General features: G+C 69.0%; 19 protein-coding genes and 1 other RNA gene. 15 read left to right on the top strand and 5 right to left on the bottom strand.

Translation table 11 applies throughout. The annotated features are described in order from the left end of the window. Positions 1–14: 14 nt before the first annotated feature. Entirely contained in the window at positions 15–2,009 is a 1,995-nt protein-coding gene (tkt, locus tag AAG816_RS21480; RefSeq protein ID WP_341991730.1) for a transketolase, read from the bottom strand. A 238-nt stretch (positions 2,010–2,247) separates the two neighbouring features. Then, positions 2,248–2,781 (bottom strand): hypothetical protein, encoded by a 534-nt coding sequence (locus tag AAG816_RS21475; protein ID WP_341991729.1) that lies wholly within the window; start codon positions 2,779–2,781, stop codon positions 2,248–2,250. Positions 2,782–3,030: 249 nt separating this feature from the next. On the opposite strand from AAG816_RS21475, the gene AAG816_RS21470 reads away from it, so the two are divergent. The 6 genes from AAG816_RS21470 (at position 3,031) to AAG816_RS21445 (ending at position 6,326) form a co-directional block, all read left to right on the top strand. Then, entirely contained in the window at positions 3,031–3,333 is a 303-nt protein-coding gene (locus AAG816_RS21470; RefSeq protein ID WP_341991728.1) for a DUF4164 domain-containing protein, read from the top strand. A 6-nt stretch (positions 3,334–3,339) separates the two neighbouring features. Further along, a complete protein-coding gene (locus AAG816_RS21465; protein ID WP_341991727.1) occupies positions 3,340–3,723 on the top strand; it encodes a cell division protein ZapA in 384 nt (127 codons plus the stop codon). Between the two features lie 99 nt (positions 3,724–3,822). Beyond that, positions 3,823–3,977: non-coding RNA, 6S RNA (gene ssrS, locus AAG816_RS21460), on the top strand. Between the two features lie 62 nt (positions 3,978–4,039). Beyond that, positions 4,040–4,630, top strand: coding sequence for a 5-formyltetrahydrofolate cyclo-ligase (locus AAG816_RS21455; RefSeq protein WP_341991726.1), 591 nt, complete (start codon positions 4,040–4,042; stop codon positions 4,628–4,630). Continuing rightward, positions 4,608–5,432 carry a TIGR00282 family metallophosphoesterase gene (locus tag AAG816_RS21450; protein ID WP_341991725.1) on the top strand — a complete coding sequence of 275 codons (825 nt, stop codon included), beginning with the start codon at positions 4,608–4,610 and terminating at the stop codon, positions 5,430–5,432. The genes AAG816_RS21455 and AAG816_RS21450 overlap by 23 nt, the downstream gene beginning before the upstream one ends. A 147-nt stretch (positions 5,433–5,579) precedes the next feature. After that, positions 5,580–6,326 carry a YebC/PmpR family DNA-binding transcriptional regulator gene (locus AAG816_RS21445; protein ID WP_341991724.1) on the top strand — a complete coding sequence of 249 codons (747 nt, stop codon included), beginning with the start codon at positions 5,580–5,582 and terminating at the stop codon, positions 6,324–6,326. A 103-nt stretch (positions 6,327–6,429) separates the two neighbouring features. Here AAG816_RS21445 and AAG816_RS21440 read toward each other — a convergent pair whose 3' ends face one another. Further along, positions 6,430–6,885 (bottom strand): MerR family DNA-binding transcriptional regulator, encoded by a 456-nt coding sequence (locus tag AAG816_RS21440; RefSeq protein ID WP_341991723.1) that lies wholly within the window; start codon positions 6,883–6,885, stop codon positions 6,430–6,432. 290 nt (positions 6,886–7,175) lie between these two features. On the opposite strand from AAG816_RS21440, the gene AAG816_RS21435 reads away from it, so the two are divergent. From AAG816_RS21435 to ruvA, 4 genes are read left to right on the top strand one after another with little or no spacing between them, the layout of a single operon-like run. After that, positions 7,176–9,965 (top strand): hypothetical protein, encoded by a 2,790-nt coding sequence (locus AAG816_RS21435; protein ID WP_341991722.1) that lies wholly within the window; start codon positions 7,176–7,178, stop codon positions 9,963–9,965. Positions 9,966–10,014: 49 nt separating this feature from the next. Continuing rightward, positions 10,015–10,524 carry a crossover junction endodeoxyribonuclease RuvC gene (gene ruvC / locus AAG816_RS21430; RefSeq protein ID WP_341991721.1) on the top strand — a complete coding sequence of 170 codons (510 nt, stop codon included), beginning with the start codon at positions 10,015–10,017 and terminating at the stop codon, positions 10,522–10,524. Positions 10,525–10,574: 50 nt separating this feature from the next. Next, a complete protein-coding gene (locus AAG816_RS21425) occupies positions 10,575–11,006 on the top strand; it encodes a DUF1772 domain-containing protein (RefSeq protein WP_341991720.1) in 432 nt (143 codons plus the stop codon). A gap of 21 nt (positions 11,007–11,027) precedes the next feature. After that, positions 11,028–11,648, top strand: a complete 621-nt coding sequence (gene ruvA / locus AAG816_RS21420) for a Holliday junction branch migration protein RuvA (RefSeq protein WP_341991719.1) — start codon at positions 11,028–11,030, stop codon at positions 11,646–11,648. Here the strand turns inward: ruvA and AAG816_RS21415 are convergent. Together AAG816_RS21415 and AAG816_RS21410 are read right to left on the bottom strand one after the other, a co-directional pair. After that, entirely contained in the window at positions 11,614–12,075 is a 462-nt protein-coding gene (locus AAG816_RS21415) for a DUF1330 domain-containing protein (protein ID WP_341991718.1), read from the bottom strand. The genes ruvA and AAG816_RS21415 overlap by 35 nt on opposite strands. Further along, complete coding sequence (locus AAG816_RS21410; protein WP_341991717.1) at positions 12,072–12,692, bottom strand: DUF2239 family protein; 621 nt, start codon at positions 12,690–12,692, stop codon at positions 12,072–12,074. The genes AAG816_RS21415 and AAG816_RS21410 overlap by 4 nt, the downstream gene beginning before the upstream one ends. Before the next feature lie 116 nt (positions 12,693–12,808). Between AAG816_RS21410 and AAG816_RS21405 the strand changes: the two genes are divergently transcribed. From AAG816_RS21405 to tolR, 5 genes are all read left to right on the top strand, one after another. Beyond that, positions 12,809–13,144 carry a GIY-YIG nuclease family protein gene (locus AAG816_RS21405; protein WP_341991716.1) on the top strand — a complete coding sequence of 112 codons (336 nt, stop codon included), beginning with the start codon at positions 12,809–12,811 and terminating at the stop codon, positions 13,142–13,144. Positions 13,145–13,227: 83 nt separating this feature from the next. Further along, entirely contained in the window at positions 13,228–14,262 is a 1,035-nt protein-coding gene (gene ruvB, locus AAG816_RS21400; RefSeq protein WP_341991715.1) for a Holliday junction branch migration DNA helicase RuvB, read from the top strand. Positions 14,263–14,402: 140 nt separating this feature from the next. Next, positions 14,403–14,930 (top strand): tol-pal system-associated acyl-CoA thioesterase, encoded by a 528-nt coding sequence (gene ybgC, locus AAG816_RS21395; RefSeq protein WP_341991714.1) that lies wholly within the window; start codon positions 14,403–14,405, stop codon positions 14,928–14,930. Positions 14,931–15,139: 209 nt separating this feature from the next. Continuing rightward, positions 15,140–15,910 carry a protein TolQ gene (gene tolQ, locus AAG816_RS21390; protein ID WP_341991713.1) on the top strand — a complete coding sequence of 257 codons (771 nt, stop codon included), beginning with the start codon at positions 15,140–15,142 and terminating at the stop codon, positions 15,908–15,910. Between the two features lie 9 nt (positions 15,911–15,919). Then, positions 15,920–16,372, top strand: a complete 453-nt coding sequence (gene tolR / locus AAG816_RS21385) for a protein TolR (RefSeq protein ID WP_341991712.1) — start codon at positions 15,920–15,922, stop codon at positions 16,370–16,372. Positions 16,373–16,376: the final 4 nt, after the last annotated feature.

Here is a 16,376-nt window from a genome sequence, read left to right as displayed (position 1 = left end):
CGCCGTGCCGGACCTCAGCCCTGCCGCAGCTGCTCGAGCGCGGCGGCAACCACCGCCTGAGGCGTAATGCCGAAGTGGCGATAAAGATCCTTGGCCGGTGCGCTGGCACCGAACGAGCTCATGCCGACGAAGGCCGCGTCCGAGCCGATGATCGAGTCCCAGCCCATGCGGATGGCGGCTTCGATGCCGACGCGGGCCGGGGCCTTGCCGATCACGGCGCGGCGTTCCACCAGCGGGCGGGCGAGGAACAGTTCGAACGAGGGCACGGACACCACGCGGGTGGCGATGCCGTCCGCTTCCAGCAGGGCGCGGGCTTCCACCGCCAGCGCCACTTCCGAGCCGGTGGCGAACAGCGAGACCTGGGCCTCGCCGCTGGCGGCCACCAATTCATAGGCGCCGCCGGCGGTGCGGTTCTCGTCGGTGGTTTCGGTGCGCAGCAGCGGCAAATTCTGGCGCGACAGGATCAGCGCGCTGGGCCGGTCCTTGGCTTCGAGCGCGATCTGCCAGCATTCGGCGGTTTCCACCGTGTCGGCGGGGCGCAGCACCAGAAGGTTGGGGATCGCCCGCAGCGCCGCCAGATGCTCCACCGGCTGATGGGTGGGGCCGTCTTCGCCCAGGCCGATGGAATCGTGGGTCAGCACATGGATCACCCGCTCGCCCATCAGCGCCGCGAGGCGGATGGCGGGACGGGAATAATCGGAAAACACCAGGAAGGTGCCACTATAGGGAATGAAGCCGCCATGCAGCGCCAGTCCGTTCATGGCCGCGGCCATGCCGTGCTCACGCACGCCCCAATGCATGAAGGAGCCGGAGAAGTCGTCCGGCGTCACCGCCTTCTGGCCCTTGGCGCGGGTGTTGTTGGAGCCGGTGAGGTCGGCGGAGCCGCCCAGCAGTTCCGGCACCGCCTTGGTGATGGCGTCGAGCACGATTTCCGACGACTTGCGGGTGGCCACCGCGCCGCCATCGGCCTTGGCCTTGGCCTTCACCGCGGCAATGGCCTCGGCCAGAGCGGCGGCGGGCAGGTCGCCGCGCAGGCGGCGCTCGAATTCGTCGCGGTCGGCCTGGGGCAGCGCGGCGAGGCGCTCCTGCCAGGCGGCGCGGGCGCTGGCGCCACGGCTGCCGGCAGCGCGCCAGGCATCATGCACGTCGGCGGGGGTCTCGAACGGGGCGGCTTCCCAGTTCAGCGCCTTGCGGGTGGCCTCGATCTCGGCGGCGCCCAGCGGCGAGCCGTGGGCCTTCTCCGAGCCGGCCTTGGCCGGGGAGCCGAAGCCGATCACGGTGCGGCAGGCGATCAGGGTCGGCTTGGTGGAGGCCTTGGCTTCTTCCACCGCCGCCAGAATGGCGACGGGATCATGCCCGTCCACCTTCAGCGTGTGCCAGCCGGAGGCGGCGAAGCGCGCGCACTGGTCGGTGGAGCCGGACAAGGAGGTGGGGCCGTCGATGGAGATGCGGTTGTCGTCCCATAGCACGGTCAGCTTCGACAGCTTGAGATGGCCGGCGATGTCGATGGCTTCCTGGCTGATGCCTTCCATGAGGTCGCCGTCGGAGGCCAGCACCACGGTGCGGTGATCGACGATCTGGTCACCGAAGCGGGCGGCCATCAGGCGCTCGCCGAGCGCGAAGCCGACCGCGGTGGCGATGCCCTGGCCCAGCGGACCGGTGGTGGTCTCGATGCCGGGGGTGACGAAATTCTCCGGATGGCCGGGCGTCAGCGAGCCCAGCTGCCGGAAGCGCTTGATCTCGTCCATGGGGACGGAGGCAAAGCCCAGCAGGTGCAGCAGGCCATAGAGCAGCATGGAGCCGTGGCCGGCGGAGAGGATGAAGCGGTCGCGATCGGGCCAATGGGGATCGGCGGCGTCGAACTTCAAGGTCTCGGTGAACAGGACCGTCGCGATGTCGGCGGTGCCCATGGGCAGGCCGGGATGGCCGGAGTTGGCGGTCTCCACGGCATCGATGGCGAGGAACCGGATGGCGTTGGCCATGCGGTTGTGGAGGTCGCGGCTCGACATGAAGGGCATTCTCCGGCGCGTGCGCGCCTCTATGACAGACGGTCAGACAGCATGAGGCAAAGCCTCGCGGCGGCACTGATAGCAGTGCGGTGCGTGCTGTCAAACGCACGGGCAAGGCGAGGTCAAGGCAGGTGTCCCCGTGCGGCCCCGCGCCGCATCGTCGCGGGCGGGCGCGGCAGGCGGGTGTGCCGCGAAACGCGCCGCGCCTAAATTTGCGCCATCCGGGGGCGCCGCGGGATCAGCGGGCGTTGGTGGAGAGCAAGGCGCGCAGGGTCTGCGGGTTGCGATCCCATTGCACGTCGGCGATGCGCCAGCCGGCGGAGGTGCGCACCATCTTGAAGATGACGGTCTTCTTTTCATCGAAATTGTCGAACTGGGCGATCACCGTGGCGCCGGTCTTGGTCACGCCCTTGGCGGAGATGGCCACCGCCTTGATCTCGAAATCCTGGCCTTCGATGAAGGGATCGAAATTGAGTCGCGGTTCACCGGATTGGGCATCGGCCACCACCAGCTTGCTCAAGGCCGGGTCGAAATAGGCCGCCGCCACCACCGGGTCGGTGAAGTCGAAGCCGACCACGGTGTCCGGGGCGGTCTCCAGATATTTCTGGTAGAGGGCGCGCACCAGCCCTTCGGCGGTGGGCGCCACCGCCGCCGCCCCGGCCGGGGGCGTGGCCGGCGCCGCTGTGGCCGCGCCCAGGCCGAGCGGCCCATGGCTCAGGAGGCAGGCCGCCGCCAAAGCAACGGCCAGCCCGCGCGGCGCCGTCCGCAGCATCGCCCGCATCCCCCGTCCAACCCCTTGCCGCATCACTCGCCCCCGACTGCCGTGTTCTCGCTTTGGTCGCTATGTACGCAGTCCCTTGGTACCGCTGCAAGATGGGTCTTGATGGCGGGTCTTGACGGCAGGTCTTGCGGCGCCCCGCCGCGCCCGCAGCCGGGAGGAAAGGATGCCTTCATCCTCTTTCCCGTTGACAAGTCTGAAGCGGTGGCCCTTTGCCCACCGACTCGGCTACACTGGGCTGTCATGTATGCGCTCAAGCAACGCCCGCCCGAGTTCGGACCCATCGAGGCCGCCACCCAGCGGCTGCATGCGGCGCTGGATCGGCTGTCCGATGCCCTGGATCGACGCCGCGAAATGGACCGCCATCAGGAGGCGCTCCTGGCGCAGCTGCATGCCTTGGGCAATGACCGCGCCCGTCTGGCGGCGGATCTGGACCGGGCCCAGGCGGAAGCCTCCCAGGTGGCGGATGTCAGCCGCGAGGTCACCCGCCGGCTGGATGTGGCCATGACCACCATCCGCGACGTGCTCGCGACCCATGGGGGGTAGGCGCGCATGGCCCATGTGAGTGTGACCATCGCCGGGCGCTATTACCGCATGGCGTGCGACGAGGGCCAGGAGGAACACCTCATGCGTCTGGGGCGCGATATCGATGCGCGCATCAACCAGTTGCGCAGCACCTTTGGCGAGATCGGCGACCAGCGCCTCACCGTCATGGCCGCCATCACCATTTCCGACGAACTGGCGGAAGCGCGCAATCGCATCCGCGCGCTGGAAAGCGACCTGGAAGGCCAGCGCGATGCGCGGGCCTCCGCTTTGGCCCGCCTGGAGGCGGGGGAAGAGGCCGTGGCGCGCACCATCGACGAGGTGGCCGAGCGCCTGGAGCGCCTCGCCCGCGAGATCGGCCCGGCGCCGGTGACCACCATCGGCATGGGCTGACGGCCCGCCGGGGGCGCGTACCGATTGCCGGCAAGATACCCCCGAGATACCCTCAAGATCCCCCTAGCGCCCGGTCGCGGGAGTGCCTACATTCGACAGGCGGGGCTGTGGGGTTCGTTAGGAAACATTTCCCCGGGGCCTTATCGATCCTTAAGGGAGCTGTTCCTGCCCTCGTCCGTGGACTTGGGCACACGGCGCCCACCTACGCTGTAGGTTTCCCGGGATCGAGTTCCGACGGCTTTTGCGGCTCCGCACTTATTCTCTGCTGATGACATCGATTGATCTCTCAGACAGCGCCGGTCTCACCGACCGCGCCATGAAAGCCAGCCTCCGCCGTGAAGCGCTGGCGCGCCGCGCCGCCATGGGGGCCGAGGCCCGGTCGCTCGCCTCCGATCTGGCCGCGCGCCATGCGCTGGCCGCCCTGAGCCCGGTGGCGGGCCGGATCGTCGCTCTGTTCGCTCCCTTCCGTGATGAAATCGACACTGCGCCTTTGGCCCATCGCCTGTGGGCTGCCGGGGCGCATCTGGTGCTGCCGGTGGTCACCGCCCGCGATGCGCCCTTGCTGTTTCGCGCCTGGAATGCCGGCGACACCTTGGTTCCCGCCGGCGCCTATGCCATTCCCACCCCCTCCGAGGATGCGCCCGAGCGGGTGCCGCAGGATCTGATCGTGCCTCTGGCCGCCTTTGACCGCGCCGGCTTCCGCATCGGCTATGGCGCCGGGCATTATGACCGCACCCTGGCCGGCTTGCGGGCAATGGGGCCGGTGCGGGCGTTCGGATTTGCCTTCGCCTGCCAGGAAACCGCCCATGTGCCCGCCGAACCCCATGACGAACCGGTGGATGGGATGATAACGGAGGAGGGCTTTTCCTCCTGCGGCGGTTCGGATGCGTATTCTCTTCCTCGGTGATGTGGTCGGCCGCACCGGCCGCGATGTGGTCATGACCCGGCTTCCGGGCCTGGTGTCCGACTGGGCACTGGATCTGGTGGTGGTGAATGGCGAGAACGCCGCCGGCGGGTTCGGCATTACCGAGGCGATCTATGAGGAAATCCGCGCCGCCGGCGCCGATGCTGTGACCCTGGGCAACCACGCCTTCGATCAGCGCGAGGCGCTGGTGTTCATCGAGCGGGCGGACGCCTTGGTGCGGCCGATGAATTATCCCCCCGGCACGCCGGGACGGGGCGCGGCGCTGGTGGAGACCCGCCGCGGCGGCACCGCTCTGGTGGTCAATGTGATGGGGCGGGTGTTCATGGACCCCATGGACGATCCGTTCGCCGCCTTGGATCGCGCCCTCGACGGCATGGAACTGGGCCGGGTGGCCGATGCGGTGGTGGTTGATTTCCACGCCGAGACCACCAGCGAGAAGCAGGCCTTCGGCCATTATTGCGACGGCCGCGCCAGCCTGGTGGTGGGCACCCACACCCATGTGCCCACCGCCGATCACCGCATTCTGCCCGGCGGCACCGCTTACATGACCGACATCGGCATGTGCGGCAGCTATGGCGGCGTGATCGGCATGGACAAGGAAGAGCCGCTGCGCCGCTTCACCCGCAAGATCGGCGCCGGGCGGTTCGAACCGGCCACCGGGCCGGCCTCGCTGTCCGGGGTGGCGGTGGAGACCGATCCGGCCACCGGGCTGGCGGTCAAGATCGCGCCGGTGCGTCTGGGCGGGGTGCTGGAAGAGGCGCGGCCCACCTTCTGGGAGGCGTAAGCGCCTCACCCTGGGGCAGTTTGGCGGGCGATATGCGCCTTCCTTGCCCTTTTCCATTGCGCCGACCTATAAGGCGCGCACAGTCGATCAGCCTCTCCGGGCGGCGCTCAGACGCGCGGGAGGGGCACATGTCATCGGGAGGCGACCATGGCCGGTCATTCACAGTTCAAGAACATCATGCACCGCAAGGGGCGGCAGGATGCGGTGCGCTCCAAGCTGTTCTCCAAGCTGGCGCGCGAAATCACCGTCGCCGCCAAGATGGGCCTGCCGGATCCGGCCATGAATGCGCGCCTGCGCGCCGCCATCCTGGCCGCCCGCGCCGAAAACATGCCCAAGGACAATATCGAGCGCGCCATCAAGAAGGCGTCCGGGGCCGACGGCGAGAATTATGACGAGATCCGCTATGAGGGCTACGGCCCCGGCGGCGTGGCGGTGATCGTCGAGGCGCTGACCGACAATCGCAACCGCACCGCCTCGGAAGTGCGCTCCTATTTCACCAAGTCCGGCGGCAATCTGGGCGAGACCGGCTCGGTGGCGTTCATGTTCGATCGCCTGGGCGCCATCGAGTTCAACGCCGGCAAGATCGACGCCGACGCTTTGCTGGAAGTGGCCATCGAGGCCGGCGCCGAGGATGTAGTGTCGTCCGAGGACGGCCATGAGGTGGTGTGCGCGGTGGAGAGTCTCGCGGAAGTCCAGCGCGCGCTGGAAGCCAAGTTCGGCGAGCCGCGCAAGGCCGGCCTGGTGTGGCGGGCGCAGAACACCATCGCCGTGGATGACGAGACCGGCGAGAAGCTGATGCGGCTGGTGGATGCGCTGCAGGACAATGACGACGTGCAGCACGTCACCGCCAATTTCGAACTGTCCGACGCGCTGATGGAGAAGCTCGGCGCCTGACGGGGACGGGCCACCGCCCGATCCCATCGGCCAAACGACAAAAGGCCCGATCCTCCGGCGGATCGGGCCTTTTCGTCTTTGAACGCTGTGGAAACGGCGGGGGTCAGGCGGCGGCGGCGAGCCGGTCGGCGGTGTCGCGCAATTCGGCGATGGCGGCTTCGATTTCCGTGCGCTGGCGCTCCAGCTGGGTGAGCTGGGTGAGGCAGCGGTCGCGGGTCAGGGCCAGATCGCGCCCGGCCTGGCCTTCGTGGGCGGCCACCAGGGAGCGGATTTCCGCCAGAGTGAAGCCGAGGCGCTTGCCCTTGAGGATCACCGTCAGGCGGTCGCGGTCAGCGGGGGAATAGAGCCGGGCGAGACCCTCGCGCCGGGGCGAGAGCAGGCCCTTGTCTTCATAGAAGCGCAGGGCGCGCAGCGTGACGCCGAACTCGCGGGCCAGATCGCCAATGGTATAGACGTCGTTGCCCGCATAAGCGCGGCCCGTGCCGGTGACCGGCAGGCCCACGCCCGTCAGGCCTGTGCTGGAACCCGTAGCAAGCGCATCGAAATTGTTCGCGTCCATCAAACTCTCCGTCTGTGAGCCGCACCCGGCGCCGGCGTGCCCTGCCTTGGGCAGCGACAGCGACCGGCGAAACGAGCGTCAACGAGCACCCCGTGAGGGCTAGTTAGGCCGGATGGCGACGCAGGGGGAGCGTGTTGCAGGCTCCGTAAGGGAAAGTAACCGTTACGCATTGAGGCTTTTCAACGGTTAACGCTCCGTTTACCAAAAGGCACGAATGCTGCTCAGATCGATTCGCAAGCGATTCGGTCGGGTCAGCGCGGAGGCGCCCGGTGATGATCGGGGAGGCGGACATGGATCGCAGGGACGGCGCCGCGCGCATGGCGAACACCGGCAACGCGGATCGCTTCTCCGACGCTGTCTTTTCCGCCTCGGCCATCGAGCATCTGCGCGCCGACGTGGAGAATCTGCGCAGCAGCCTCCAGGCTGCCGCCTCGCCGGAGGTCCTGCGCGACGTGGATCGCGCCATGGGCGTGCTCAGCCGCCAGGTCAAGGACGCCCGCGGCGAGGCCCGTCAGGCGGAACAGGCCGGCGCCCAACTGGCCGAAACCGTGGGCGGCCGGATCGACAGCCTGCGCGACAGCATCGAGAGCCTGCGCGCCGCCGAGCCCACCGTGGCCCTGGCCGCGGCGGTGGAGGCCATGGCCCGCAAGCTGGACGTGATCGACGCCAAGGCGGTGGACCCGGTGACCGTGGCGCGCCTGCAGCTCCAGACCGCCGAACTGAAGGATCTGGTGGCCCGCACCTTGGCCCACGCCACCCAAGCCGCCGAGCAGGTGCGCCAGGAGGCGGCCCAGCAGCTGGCCGAGGTGGGCGCGGGCGCGCTGGAAGCGGTGACCGCCGCCAGTGCCGACTTCGGCCGCATTGCGGCGGAAACCCTGACCCGCATCGAAGATCGCCTGGAGCAGCATCTGGCGGCGCAAGCGGCGCCCGCACCCACCGGCGCGGACGACCTTGCCGCCTTGCGCGACCGGCTGGATCAACTGTCCCAGGACGTGCGGGCGCTGGCCCCGGCCACGGACGGGCGCCTGGCGGCGCAGGTCACCCAGCTCCTGGAACGCATCGACCAGGGCGGCGGCATCGAGGCGGCCACCTTGGCGCCCTTGGTGGGGGTGCTGGAACGCCATCTGGTGACGCTGACCGAGCGCATGGGCGAGTCCCAGGTGCGGTTGCAGCGGCTCGACGGCATCGAGACGTTGTTGCAGCGCATGACCGGCGACATGCAGCGCATGCGCGAATCCCTGACCGAGGACGACGACGCGGCGGACGCCGCATGGCCCGCCGCCGACGCGCATCTGCCTATTATGACCGCAGCCTTGGGCCTGTCCCCGCAGGATTTTGATGACGCCCCGCGCACCGCCGCCTTCGCCACCTTGGATGAGGCCGGGCAGGTGTTTCGGGAGATGTATCTGCGGCATCCCGGCGACGAGGCTGCGCCTGAGGGCCGCGATCCCGGGCCGTCGCAGGCCGATGATCTGGCGTCCGACCCGCTGTGGCAGGAGATCCTGGGGCCTGCCTTTTTGCAGGCGGCATCCCGCGAGCCCGAACTGATGGACGAGGCCGGCGCACGCCCGGCGCGCGACCCCAGCGACGCCCTTCACCTTTTGGCCGCTGAGGTTTCGGAGGCCGAAGCCGCCGCGGCCGTGCCCGACTGGCATCGCCGCGAGAGGCCCGGTCTGCCGACCCTGCCCGCCGCCACCCGACGCTATGAAGCGCCCCTGCCGGCGGAGCCGGTGGCAGACCAGGACGAACCCGCGCCCGTGGCCGCGCCCGAGAGCGTGTCGGCGCCGAACGGTGGCGACCGCCCCGAGACCGCGCCGGCCCCCGCCACATGGGCGCCTGTGAGCACCGCGCCCCGGCCCGAGCCGCGCCCGGCGGATCCCTCCGCATCGGCGCCGGATAGCAGCTGGCCGGCGCACGAGGCCGTTGCGCTCTGGGTGGTTCCGGAGGCGCGGCAGCGTGAAGTGGAGGAGGCCTCCCTCCACGCCGCGCCCCGTCCGCGCGGTGTGGCCCCCTCGCATGCACGGGACCGCGCCGCCCATGAAAACGGACGCGGCCCGCGGCAGAAGCCCCTCAGTGCCCGCGAGGCGGCGGCGCTGGAAGCGGCATTGACCTCAGGCGCCACCGTGGACGAGGCGCCGCGGGTGCGCCTGGACTATGTGGCCGCCGCCGATCGGGCCGAGCACCACGAAAAGGGCGTCCGCATTGCCCGCAAGCGCCGCTCGGAGCGGCGCATCCATACCGCGCTGCGCCTGGGCGGGGTCGCCGCGGCGATCCTGGTGCTGGGGCTGGTGACGGTGAAGCTCACCGCCCGCGAGGGCGGCACGTTCGGGCTCCAGGCCCTGGTGACGGCGCCGGCCGCCACCGATGGCAGTGGCCCCGCGCCGGTGGACAAAAGCTTGCTGAGTGCCTTGCCGCCGCCGGTCGGCCCCGCGGCCCTGAAGACGGCCGCCTTGGCGGGGGATGCGGACGCGGCCTGCGAAGTGGGCTTGCGCTATGCCGACGGCAAGAGCACCGACGTGGATACCGCCGCCGCCATGAAATGGCTGGGCTTTGCCGCCGCCCATGGCTCGGTTCCCGCCGCCTATCGCCTGGGCAGCCTGTATGAATTCAGCATCCGCAACGTGTCCGAGGCCAAGCGGCTGTACCAATGGGCCGCCGAGCGCGGCAATCTGCGCGCCATGCACAGTGTCGGGGTGCTGTATTCCGACGGGGTGGACGGCAAGCCGGACTGGTCCAATGCCATCACCTGGTTCCGCAAGGCGGCCGAACGCGGATTGCGCGACAGCCAGTATAATCTGGGCGTGATCTATGGGCGCGGCCTGGGCGGGGCGGTGGATCGGGCGGAAGCCTGGAAATGGTTCTCGCTCGCCGCCAACCAGGGCGATACCGACAGCGCCCGCAAGCGGGACGATGTGGCCAACAAGGCCGAGGGCGGCGTGGTGGAGCGGGCCAAGGCCGCCGTGGCCGCCTTCGTGCCCGGCCCCGTGGTCGAGACCGCCAACACCGTGCCGGTGAAGCCGGAATGGGAAGTGGCCAGCCCCGCCGATACGGCGCCGCGCAAGTCCGCCTCCCGCTCCTGAGGGCCGGGCGCCGCTGGCGCCGGGCGGGGCGGCGGCGCAGGTTGGCGCCATGACTTCACGTTTGATTCGCATCATCGGGCTGGACCCGGGCCTGCGCCGCACCGGCTGGGGCGTCATCGAGGCCGAGGGCTCGCGGCTGTCTTATATCGCCTGCGGCACCATTCTCCCGCCCGAGGGCGCGCCCATGGCCGAGCGCCTCGCCATCCTGCACCGGGGGCTGATGGAGGTGCTGACGCTGCACGCGCCGGAGGAAGCGGCGGTGGAGGAGACCTTCGTCAATATGAATCCCGCCTCCACCCTGAAGCTGGGGCAGGCGCGCGGCGTGGTGATGCTGGCCCCGGCCCAGGCCGGTCTTTCGGTGGCGGAATATGCGCCGCTGCTGGTGAAGAAGACCGTGGTGGGCGCCGGGCGGGCGGAAAAGGCGCAGATCCGCATGATGATCGGCGTGCTGCTGCCCAAGGCGACCCCCAAGACCGAGGATGCGGCAGATGCGCTCGCGGTCGCCATTACCCACGCCCATCACCGCGGTGCCGCTGCGCTGCGGCGAGCCGCGCTGTAGGATGGCACGGGCGCGGCGCGCTGCCGGGCGGGATGGGGAAGGGGAACGACATGCTGTGGGGTCAGCTTGCCCTGGTGGACGCGGCCATGTTCGCCGGCGCGGCCTTCTATATCAATGTGGCCGAGCAGCCGGCGCGGCTGCAACTGGGGGCCGGGCCGATGCTGGCCCAATGGAAGCCGTCCTATCAGCGCGGGTTCGCCATGCAGGCCACCCTGGCGGCGCTGGGCTTTGTGTTGGGCGCGGCGGCGTTCGCGCTCTCCGGCCGCTGGCACTTTTTGGCCGGCGCCGTGCTGATGCTGGCCAATTGGCCCTTCACCCTGATCGGCATCATGCCCACAAATCGCAAATTGCTGGCCCTGGCGCCGGCGCAGGCGGGGGCGGAAAGCGCCCACCTGATCGCCATCTGGGGCCAGCTGCATATGGTGCGCACCGGCCTCGGCCTGCTGGCCACTCTGGTTTTCCTTTGGGCATTGCTGGGCTGAGCCCGGCGCGGATGAGATGACATGATCGGAAAACTGAAGGGCGTGGTGGACAGTGTCTTCGAGGATCATGTGGTCCTCGACGTGCACGGCGTCGGCTATGTGGTGCATTGCTCGGGCCGCACGCTCCAGGCCCTGCCCAGGGCGGGCGAGGCGGCGGTGCTGCTGATCGAGACCCATGTGCGGGAAGACCAGATCCGCCTGTTCGGCTTCTTTGCCGAAAGCGAGCGGGAGTGGTTCCGCCTGCTCCAGGGCATCCAGGGCATCGGCACCAAGACCGCCTTGGCCATTCTCTCCACCCTCAAGCCGTCGGAAATCGCCCATGCGGTGGCGCTGGGCGACAAGGCGGCATTGGCGCGGGCGCCGGGGGTGGGGCCACGGGTGGCCACCCGCATCGTCACCGAGCTGAAGGATAAAATGCCCAGCTTCACCGCGGCGGACCCCAGCCTGGCGCGGCTGGCGGCGGATATCGATGCCGCCGACGCGGCGGGTGGGCCTGCCGCCGATGCAGTGTCGGCCTTGATGAACCTGGGCTATGCCATGCCGCAGGCCCACGCGGCCATTGCCACGGCGGCCCGCAGCGCCGGGGAGGGCGCCACCGCCGAGACCCTCATCCGCCTCGGGCTGCGCGAACTGGCGAAATAGGCTGCTCCAGCAAGGGCAGCAGCCGGGAATCCTCCAAAGCGGCGCGGCGATGCCCGAGGCCGGCGAGGTAAGCGGCATCCTGGGCAAAGGCGAGGAAGGCTTCGCTCGAGGCCTGCCGCACCAGCAGCGCCTCGTCCCAGCGCTCGGTGTCGGGGCCGATCAGGAAGGTGTCGCCGGCACCGCGAAACAGCACCTCGCCGCCGCTGGCGTGCAAATAGGGCAGGGTGTGCGCGATATAGCGCTCATAGGCCTGCGCGCCGGTGATCGGGACGTCCGGCGCCAGCAGCGGGACGTCCGCATAATCGGCCATGGGGCGGAAGCGCAGCAGGTTCAGCATCACCACGCCCCGTGCCGGCCGGGCGGCGAAGGCGCGCCCGGCCGCCAGGGTCGGCTCCAGATAGCGGGGTTCGGCCGCAGCGGGCGTCATTGTGGACCCCCCATCGTCTCGCTGGACGCGGATGGGCCATCCACCAGGCGCAGCGCATAGGCCCGCACATCCTGCGGCCATGCGGCCATGCGCGCCTCCAGCCCGGCGCGGTCGGCGGCGAACAAAGCGCGGCTGGCCTCTTCAAACTCCGGCAGGTTGCCGGCGAGGGCGGACATGAAGGCATAGGCCGCCTCCCGCGCCGCACGGGCCTGCTGCGGCGAGGCTCCGGCGCGGCGGGCCTCGTCCACCAGGCGCCGCAGCACCACCGAGGCGCCGCCCGGCTGGGCGGCCAGCCAGTCCCAATGGCGCGGCAGCAAGGTGATCTCCCGCGCCACCACGCCCAGTTTCGGCCGGCCGCGCGGGCGGGGGGCAAGGTCTGCCTCCACGGATGCCGGATCGGAGCCGGGCGGGGCGAGGCGGGCGGCGATGTCCGCGTCCGTGCCGCGCAGATCCAGGTCCACCACCTTGCCGGTGGCGTCGTCAAACACCAGCAGCGTCTCCAGCGCGCCGGCGGCGTTCGCCGCCCGAACGGCCAGCGCCGCCTCCAGCAGCGGGCCGGCGGCGCGGCGCTGGAAGCCCTGGAACACGGTGAAGGTGGCATTGGCGGGTGGGGTCACGGGCCGGTCTCCTGAAAAGTTGGGCTGGTTTTACCCGGATGAATATGCGAAAGCAAATTATATCCGGGTAAAACTTATCGGGCCATGCCCAGCCCCACCGCACAGGACACCGACCGATGCAGCAGATCGACCGACGGGCGGCCATCGCCGCCTACAAGGAACGCAAGGTCCGCGCCGGCATCTATGCCGTCCGCTGCCCGGCAGCGGACGCGGTGTGGGTGGGGCAGGCGGCCAATCTGGACGGCATCGCCAACCGGGTGTGGTTCAGCCTGCGCCATGGCGGGCATCCCAACTGCGTCCTGCAGCAGGCCTGGCAGGCCCATGGGGCCGAGGGCTTTGTGCTGGAGGTGCTGGAAACCCTGGCGGAGGAGGAGAGCGCCTATCTGCGCGGGCGGCAGTTGAAGGCGCGGCTCGCCCACTGGCAGGCGCATCTGGGCGCCGCGCTGGCGTGATCCCGGCCCTTCCGGCGCATCGCGCGTGGCCCTGATGCGGGGAAGGGGCTAGAATCTGCCGACTCGCGATGGCACAAGGCCCCATGACACCTCGTTTGATAGCTGCCGAACCCCGGTCCGAGGACGAGGCGGATGCGACACTTCGTCCGCAACGCCTCGCTGATTTCGTCGGGCAGGCCCAGGCGCGCTCCAATCTGGAGGTGTTCATCCAGGCCGCCCGCGCCCGGGGCGAGGCGCTGGACCATGTGCTGTTCGTCGGCCCGCCGGGCCTGGGCAAGACCACCCTGGCGCAGATCATGGCCCGCGAGATGGGGGTGGGCTTCCGCTCCACCTCCGGGCCGGTGATCGCCAAGGCCGGGGATCTGGCCGCCATCCTCACCAATCTGGAAGAGCGCGACGTGCTCTTCATCGACGAGATCCACCGCCTCGCCCCCCAGGTGGAGGAGATCCTCTATCCGGCCATGGAGGATTACGAGCTGGATCTGGTGATCGGCGAGGGGCCGGCGGCGCGCTCGGTGAAGATCTCGCTGCCCAAGTTTACTCTGGTGGGCGCGACCACCCGATCCGGCCTGCTCACCACGCCGCTGCGGGACCGTTTTGGTATTCCGGTACGCCTTGTGTTCTATACGCTGGAAGAGCTGGAATATATTGTTACCCGCGGCGCGCGCGTATTAGGCATCGGCATCGTGCCGGACGGGGCGCGGGAGATCGCGCGGCGCGCCCGCGGCACGCCGCGCATCGCCGGGCGATTGCTGAGGCGGGTCAGGGACTTCGCTCTGGTGGCGGGGAGCGCCGCCATCGACCGCAAGATCGCTGACCGGGCGCTGCTGGCGCTGGACGTCGACGCGGCGGGTCTGGACGCCATGGACCGGCGCTATCTCTCTGTGATCGCTGAGCATTATGCCGGCGGGCCGGTGGGCGTCGAGACATTGGCCGCCGCTTTGTCTGAGCCACGGGATGCCATCGAGGAAATTGTGGAGCCATACCTGGTGCAACAAGGCTTCATCCAGCGCACGCCGCGCGGGCGGATGCTCACCGCCGGGGCCTTCCGCCATCTCGGCTTGCCCGAACCGCAGCGTCCGTCGGCGTCCCTGCCGCTGTTCGACGAGGGCGATTAGCCCCGATCGTGGCCATGAGATTGACGTGATCGCGGCGCTGAACCCGCCGCATGTTTCGTTGGCTGAAGCTGAGGGCGATGAGCGGAAGCCGGCTTCGCAGCATTGCGCTGTCGCAGCCCAGATGAATTCAAGGATTTCGCATGAAGACTGACCTGTCCGGTGAGCGCGCCATTGTGCCGGGAGAGCGCGAAGCCCATCCGCATCTGGCCGGCCGGCTCATTCCCGGCGGCCATGCCTTGGCGTTGCGGGTCTATTACGAGGACACCGATTTCTCCGGCATCGTCTATCACGCCAACTATCTGAAATTCATGGAGCGCGGCCGCTCCGACTATATGCGCCTGCTGGGCGTGGTGCAGGGCGACCTGTTCGCCGAAGCCGCCGCCGAGGCCCCTGGCTTTCACTTCGTCGTGCGCTCCATGCAACTGGACTTCAAGAAGCCCGCGCGCATCGACGATGTGTTGGAAGTCATCACTTTGTCCAAGGATGTGGCGGGCGCCTCCATCACTCTGGCGCAGTCGGTGAACCGGGGCGAGGAGGTGCTGGTGTCAGCATTGGTGCGGGTTGCCTTCGTGTCCCAGGGTCGCGCCAAGCGCATCCCTGATGCGCTGCGGAAGGCGACGCTGGAGGATGCCGCCGTGCTGGAAAGCGCTGTTGCACCGCAGCGCTAACGCTCCCTTAAGCTTAATGGAGCGAAGGTAGCGGAGCGACGCGGCATGCTGCGTCGCGGTCCGTCGCCCAAGTTTGGACAGAGTCCGCCTGGAAAGAGCGGCGGCGGGGCTTTTCCACACGGGTCGAGGCCTCGCGCGCTTTTTGCCATCGCGCGGCCTGCCAGCCGAGGATTGAAGATGAAACCAGCCATCCGGGCGCGGGGGCGTCGATGAAGAAATGGATTCCGACGCTGGCAACCCTGCTCGTGCTGGGGGCGTCGAGCGCATGGGCGCAATCGGACGTGGGCGCAGCGGCGCTGCCGGCGCCGAACGTCAACATCTCGCTCATCGGCTTGTTTTTGCAGGCACATTTCGTCGTCAAGCTGGTGATGATCGGCCTGGTGGCCTCGTCCATCTGGGTGTGGGCGATCATCATCGACAAGACCCTGCTCTACAGCCGCACCCGCAAGGAGATGGACCGGTTCGAGCAGGTGTTCTGGTCCGGCCAGAGCCTGGAAGATCTCTACCGCTCACTGTCGGGACGCCCGAACGAGGCCATGGCGGCCATCTTCGTCGCCGCCATGCGCGAGTGGAAGCGCACCTATGAGGGCGGCGCCAAGTCGTTGACCGGCCTCAATCAGCGCATCGAGAAGGTGATGGACGTCACCATTTCCCGCGAGGTGGAGCGGTTGGAGAACAAGCTGCTGGTGCTGGCCACCGTGGGCTCGGCGGGGCCGTTCGTCGGCCTGTTCGGCACGGTGTGGGGCATCATGACCTCGTTCCAGGCCATCGCCGCGTCCAAGAATACCAACCTCGCGGTTGTGGCGCCGGGCATCGCGGAAGCCTTGTTCGCGACCGCCATGGGCCTCATTGCGGCCATTCCCGCGACCATCTTCTACAACAAGTTCATCTCCCAGGCCGGGCGCCAGGCCCAGCGCCTCGAAGGCTTCGCCGATGAGTTCTCGGCGATCCTGTCGCGGCAGATCGACGAACGGGGCTGAGGGCGCATCATGGGCATGGGAGGCGGATTGGGAGGCGGATGGCAGAGCCGGCGGTCGCGTCGGCGTGGCCGCACCTCCGTCATGGCGGAAATCAACGTGACGCCCATGGTGGACGTCATGTTGGTGCTGCTGATCGTGTTCATGGTGGCAGCGCCCATGCTGACCGTGGGGGTGCCCCTCGACCTGCCGCAGACCCAGGCCAAGTCGGTGAACCAGGACAAGGATCCCTTGACCCTCTCGGTGAACGGGAAGGGGCAGATCTTCCTGCAGGACACCGAGATCAAGATCGACGACCTGGTGGCCAAGCTCCAGGCGATTTCCAAGAACGGCTTTGACGAGCGCATTTTCGTGCGTGGCGACAAGACGGTGAATTACGGCACGGTGATGCAGGTCATGGGCCGCCTCTCGGCGGCGGGCTTCAAGAAGGTGGCCCTGGTGACCGAGGTGGAGCAAGGAAGCTGAGAGC

The sequence above is a fragment of the Azorhizobium sp. AG788 genome, from assembly GCF_943371865.1.
Taxonomy (GTDB): Bacteria; Pseudomonadota; Alphaproteobacteria; order Rhizobiales; family Xanthobacteraceae; genus Azorhizobium.
This window is presented reverse-complemented; position numbering and strand designations above follow the sequence as displayed.

Excerpts from the sequence above, each read along its gene's own strand:
- AAG816_RS21475 (WP_341991729.1), bottom strand. The coding sequence starts at position 2,781 with ATGCTGCGGACGGCGCCGCGCGGGCTGGCCGTTGCTTTGGCGGCGGCC.
- AAG816_RS21440 (WP_341991723.1), bottom strand. The coding sequence starts at position 6,885 with ATGGACGCGAACAATTTCGATGCGCTTGCTACGGGTTCCAGCACAGGC.
- AAG816_RS21415 (WP_341991718.1), bottom strand. The coding sequence starts at position 12,075 with ATGACGCCCGCTGCGGCCGAACCCCGCTATCTGGAGCCGACCCTGGCG.
- AAG816_RS21435 (WP_341991722.1), top strand. The coding sequence starts at position 7,176 with ATGGATCGCAGGGACGGCGCCGCGCGCATGGCGAACACCGGCAACGCG.
- AAG816_RS21405 (WP_341991716.1), top strand. The coding sequence starts at position 12,809 with ATGCAGCAGATCGACCGACGGGCGGCCATCGCCGCCTACAAGGAACGC.
- ruvB (WP_341991715.1), top strand. The coding sequence starts at position 13,228 with ATGACACCTCGTTTGATAGCTGCCGAACCCCGGTCCGAGGACGAGGCG.
- AAG816_RS21445 (WP_341991724.1), top strand. The coding sequence starts at position 5,580 with ATGGCCGGTCATTCACAGTTCAAGAACATCATGCACCGCAAGGGGCGG.
- tolQ (WP_341991713.1), top strand. The coding sequence starts at position 15,140 with ATGAAGAAATGGATTCCGACGCTGGCAACCCTGCTCGTGCTGGGGGCG.
- tkt (WP_341991730.1), bottom strand. The coding sequence starts at position 2,009 with ATGTCGAGCCGCGACCTCCACAACCGCATGGCCAACGCCATCCGGTTC.
- AAG816_RS21465 (WP_341991727.1), top strand. The coding sequence starts at position 3,340 with ATGGCCCATGTGAGTGTGACCATCGCCGGGCGCTATTACCGCATGGCG.
- AAG816_RS21455 (WP_341991726.1), top strand. The coding sequence starts at position 4,040 with ATGAAAGCCAGCCTCCGCCGTGAAGCGCTGGCGCGCCGCGCCGCCATG.
- ruvC (WP_341991721.1), top strand. The coding sequence starts at position 10,015 with ATGACTTCACGTTTGATTCGCATCATCGGGCTGGACCCGGGCCTGCGC.
- tolR (WP_341991712.1), top strand. The coding sequence starts at position 15,920 with ATGGGCATGGGAGGCGGATTGGGAGGCGGATGGCAGAGCCGGCGGTCG.
- AAG816_RS21425 (WP_341991720.1), top strand. The coding sequence starts at position 10,575 with ATGCTGTGGGGTCAGCTTGCCCTGGTGGACGCGGCCATGTTCGCCGGC.
- ruvA (WP_341991719.1), top strand. The coding sequence starts at position 11,028 with ATGATCGGAAAACTGAAGGGCGTGGTGGACAGTGTCTTCGAGGATCAT.
- AAG816_RS21470 (WP_341991728.1), top strand. The coding sequence starts at position 3,031 with ATGTATGCGCTCAAGCAACGCCCGCCCGAGTTCGGACCCATCGAGGCC.
- ybgC (WP_341991714.1), top strand. The coding sequence starts at position 14,403 with ATGAAGACTGACCTGTCCGGTGAGCGCGCCATTGTGCCGGGAGAGCGC.
- AAG816_RS21450 (WP_341991725.1), top strand. The coding sequence starts at position 4,608 with ATGCGTATTCTCTTCCTCGGTGATGTGGTCGGCCGCACCGGCCGCGAT.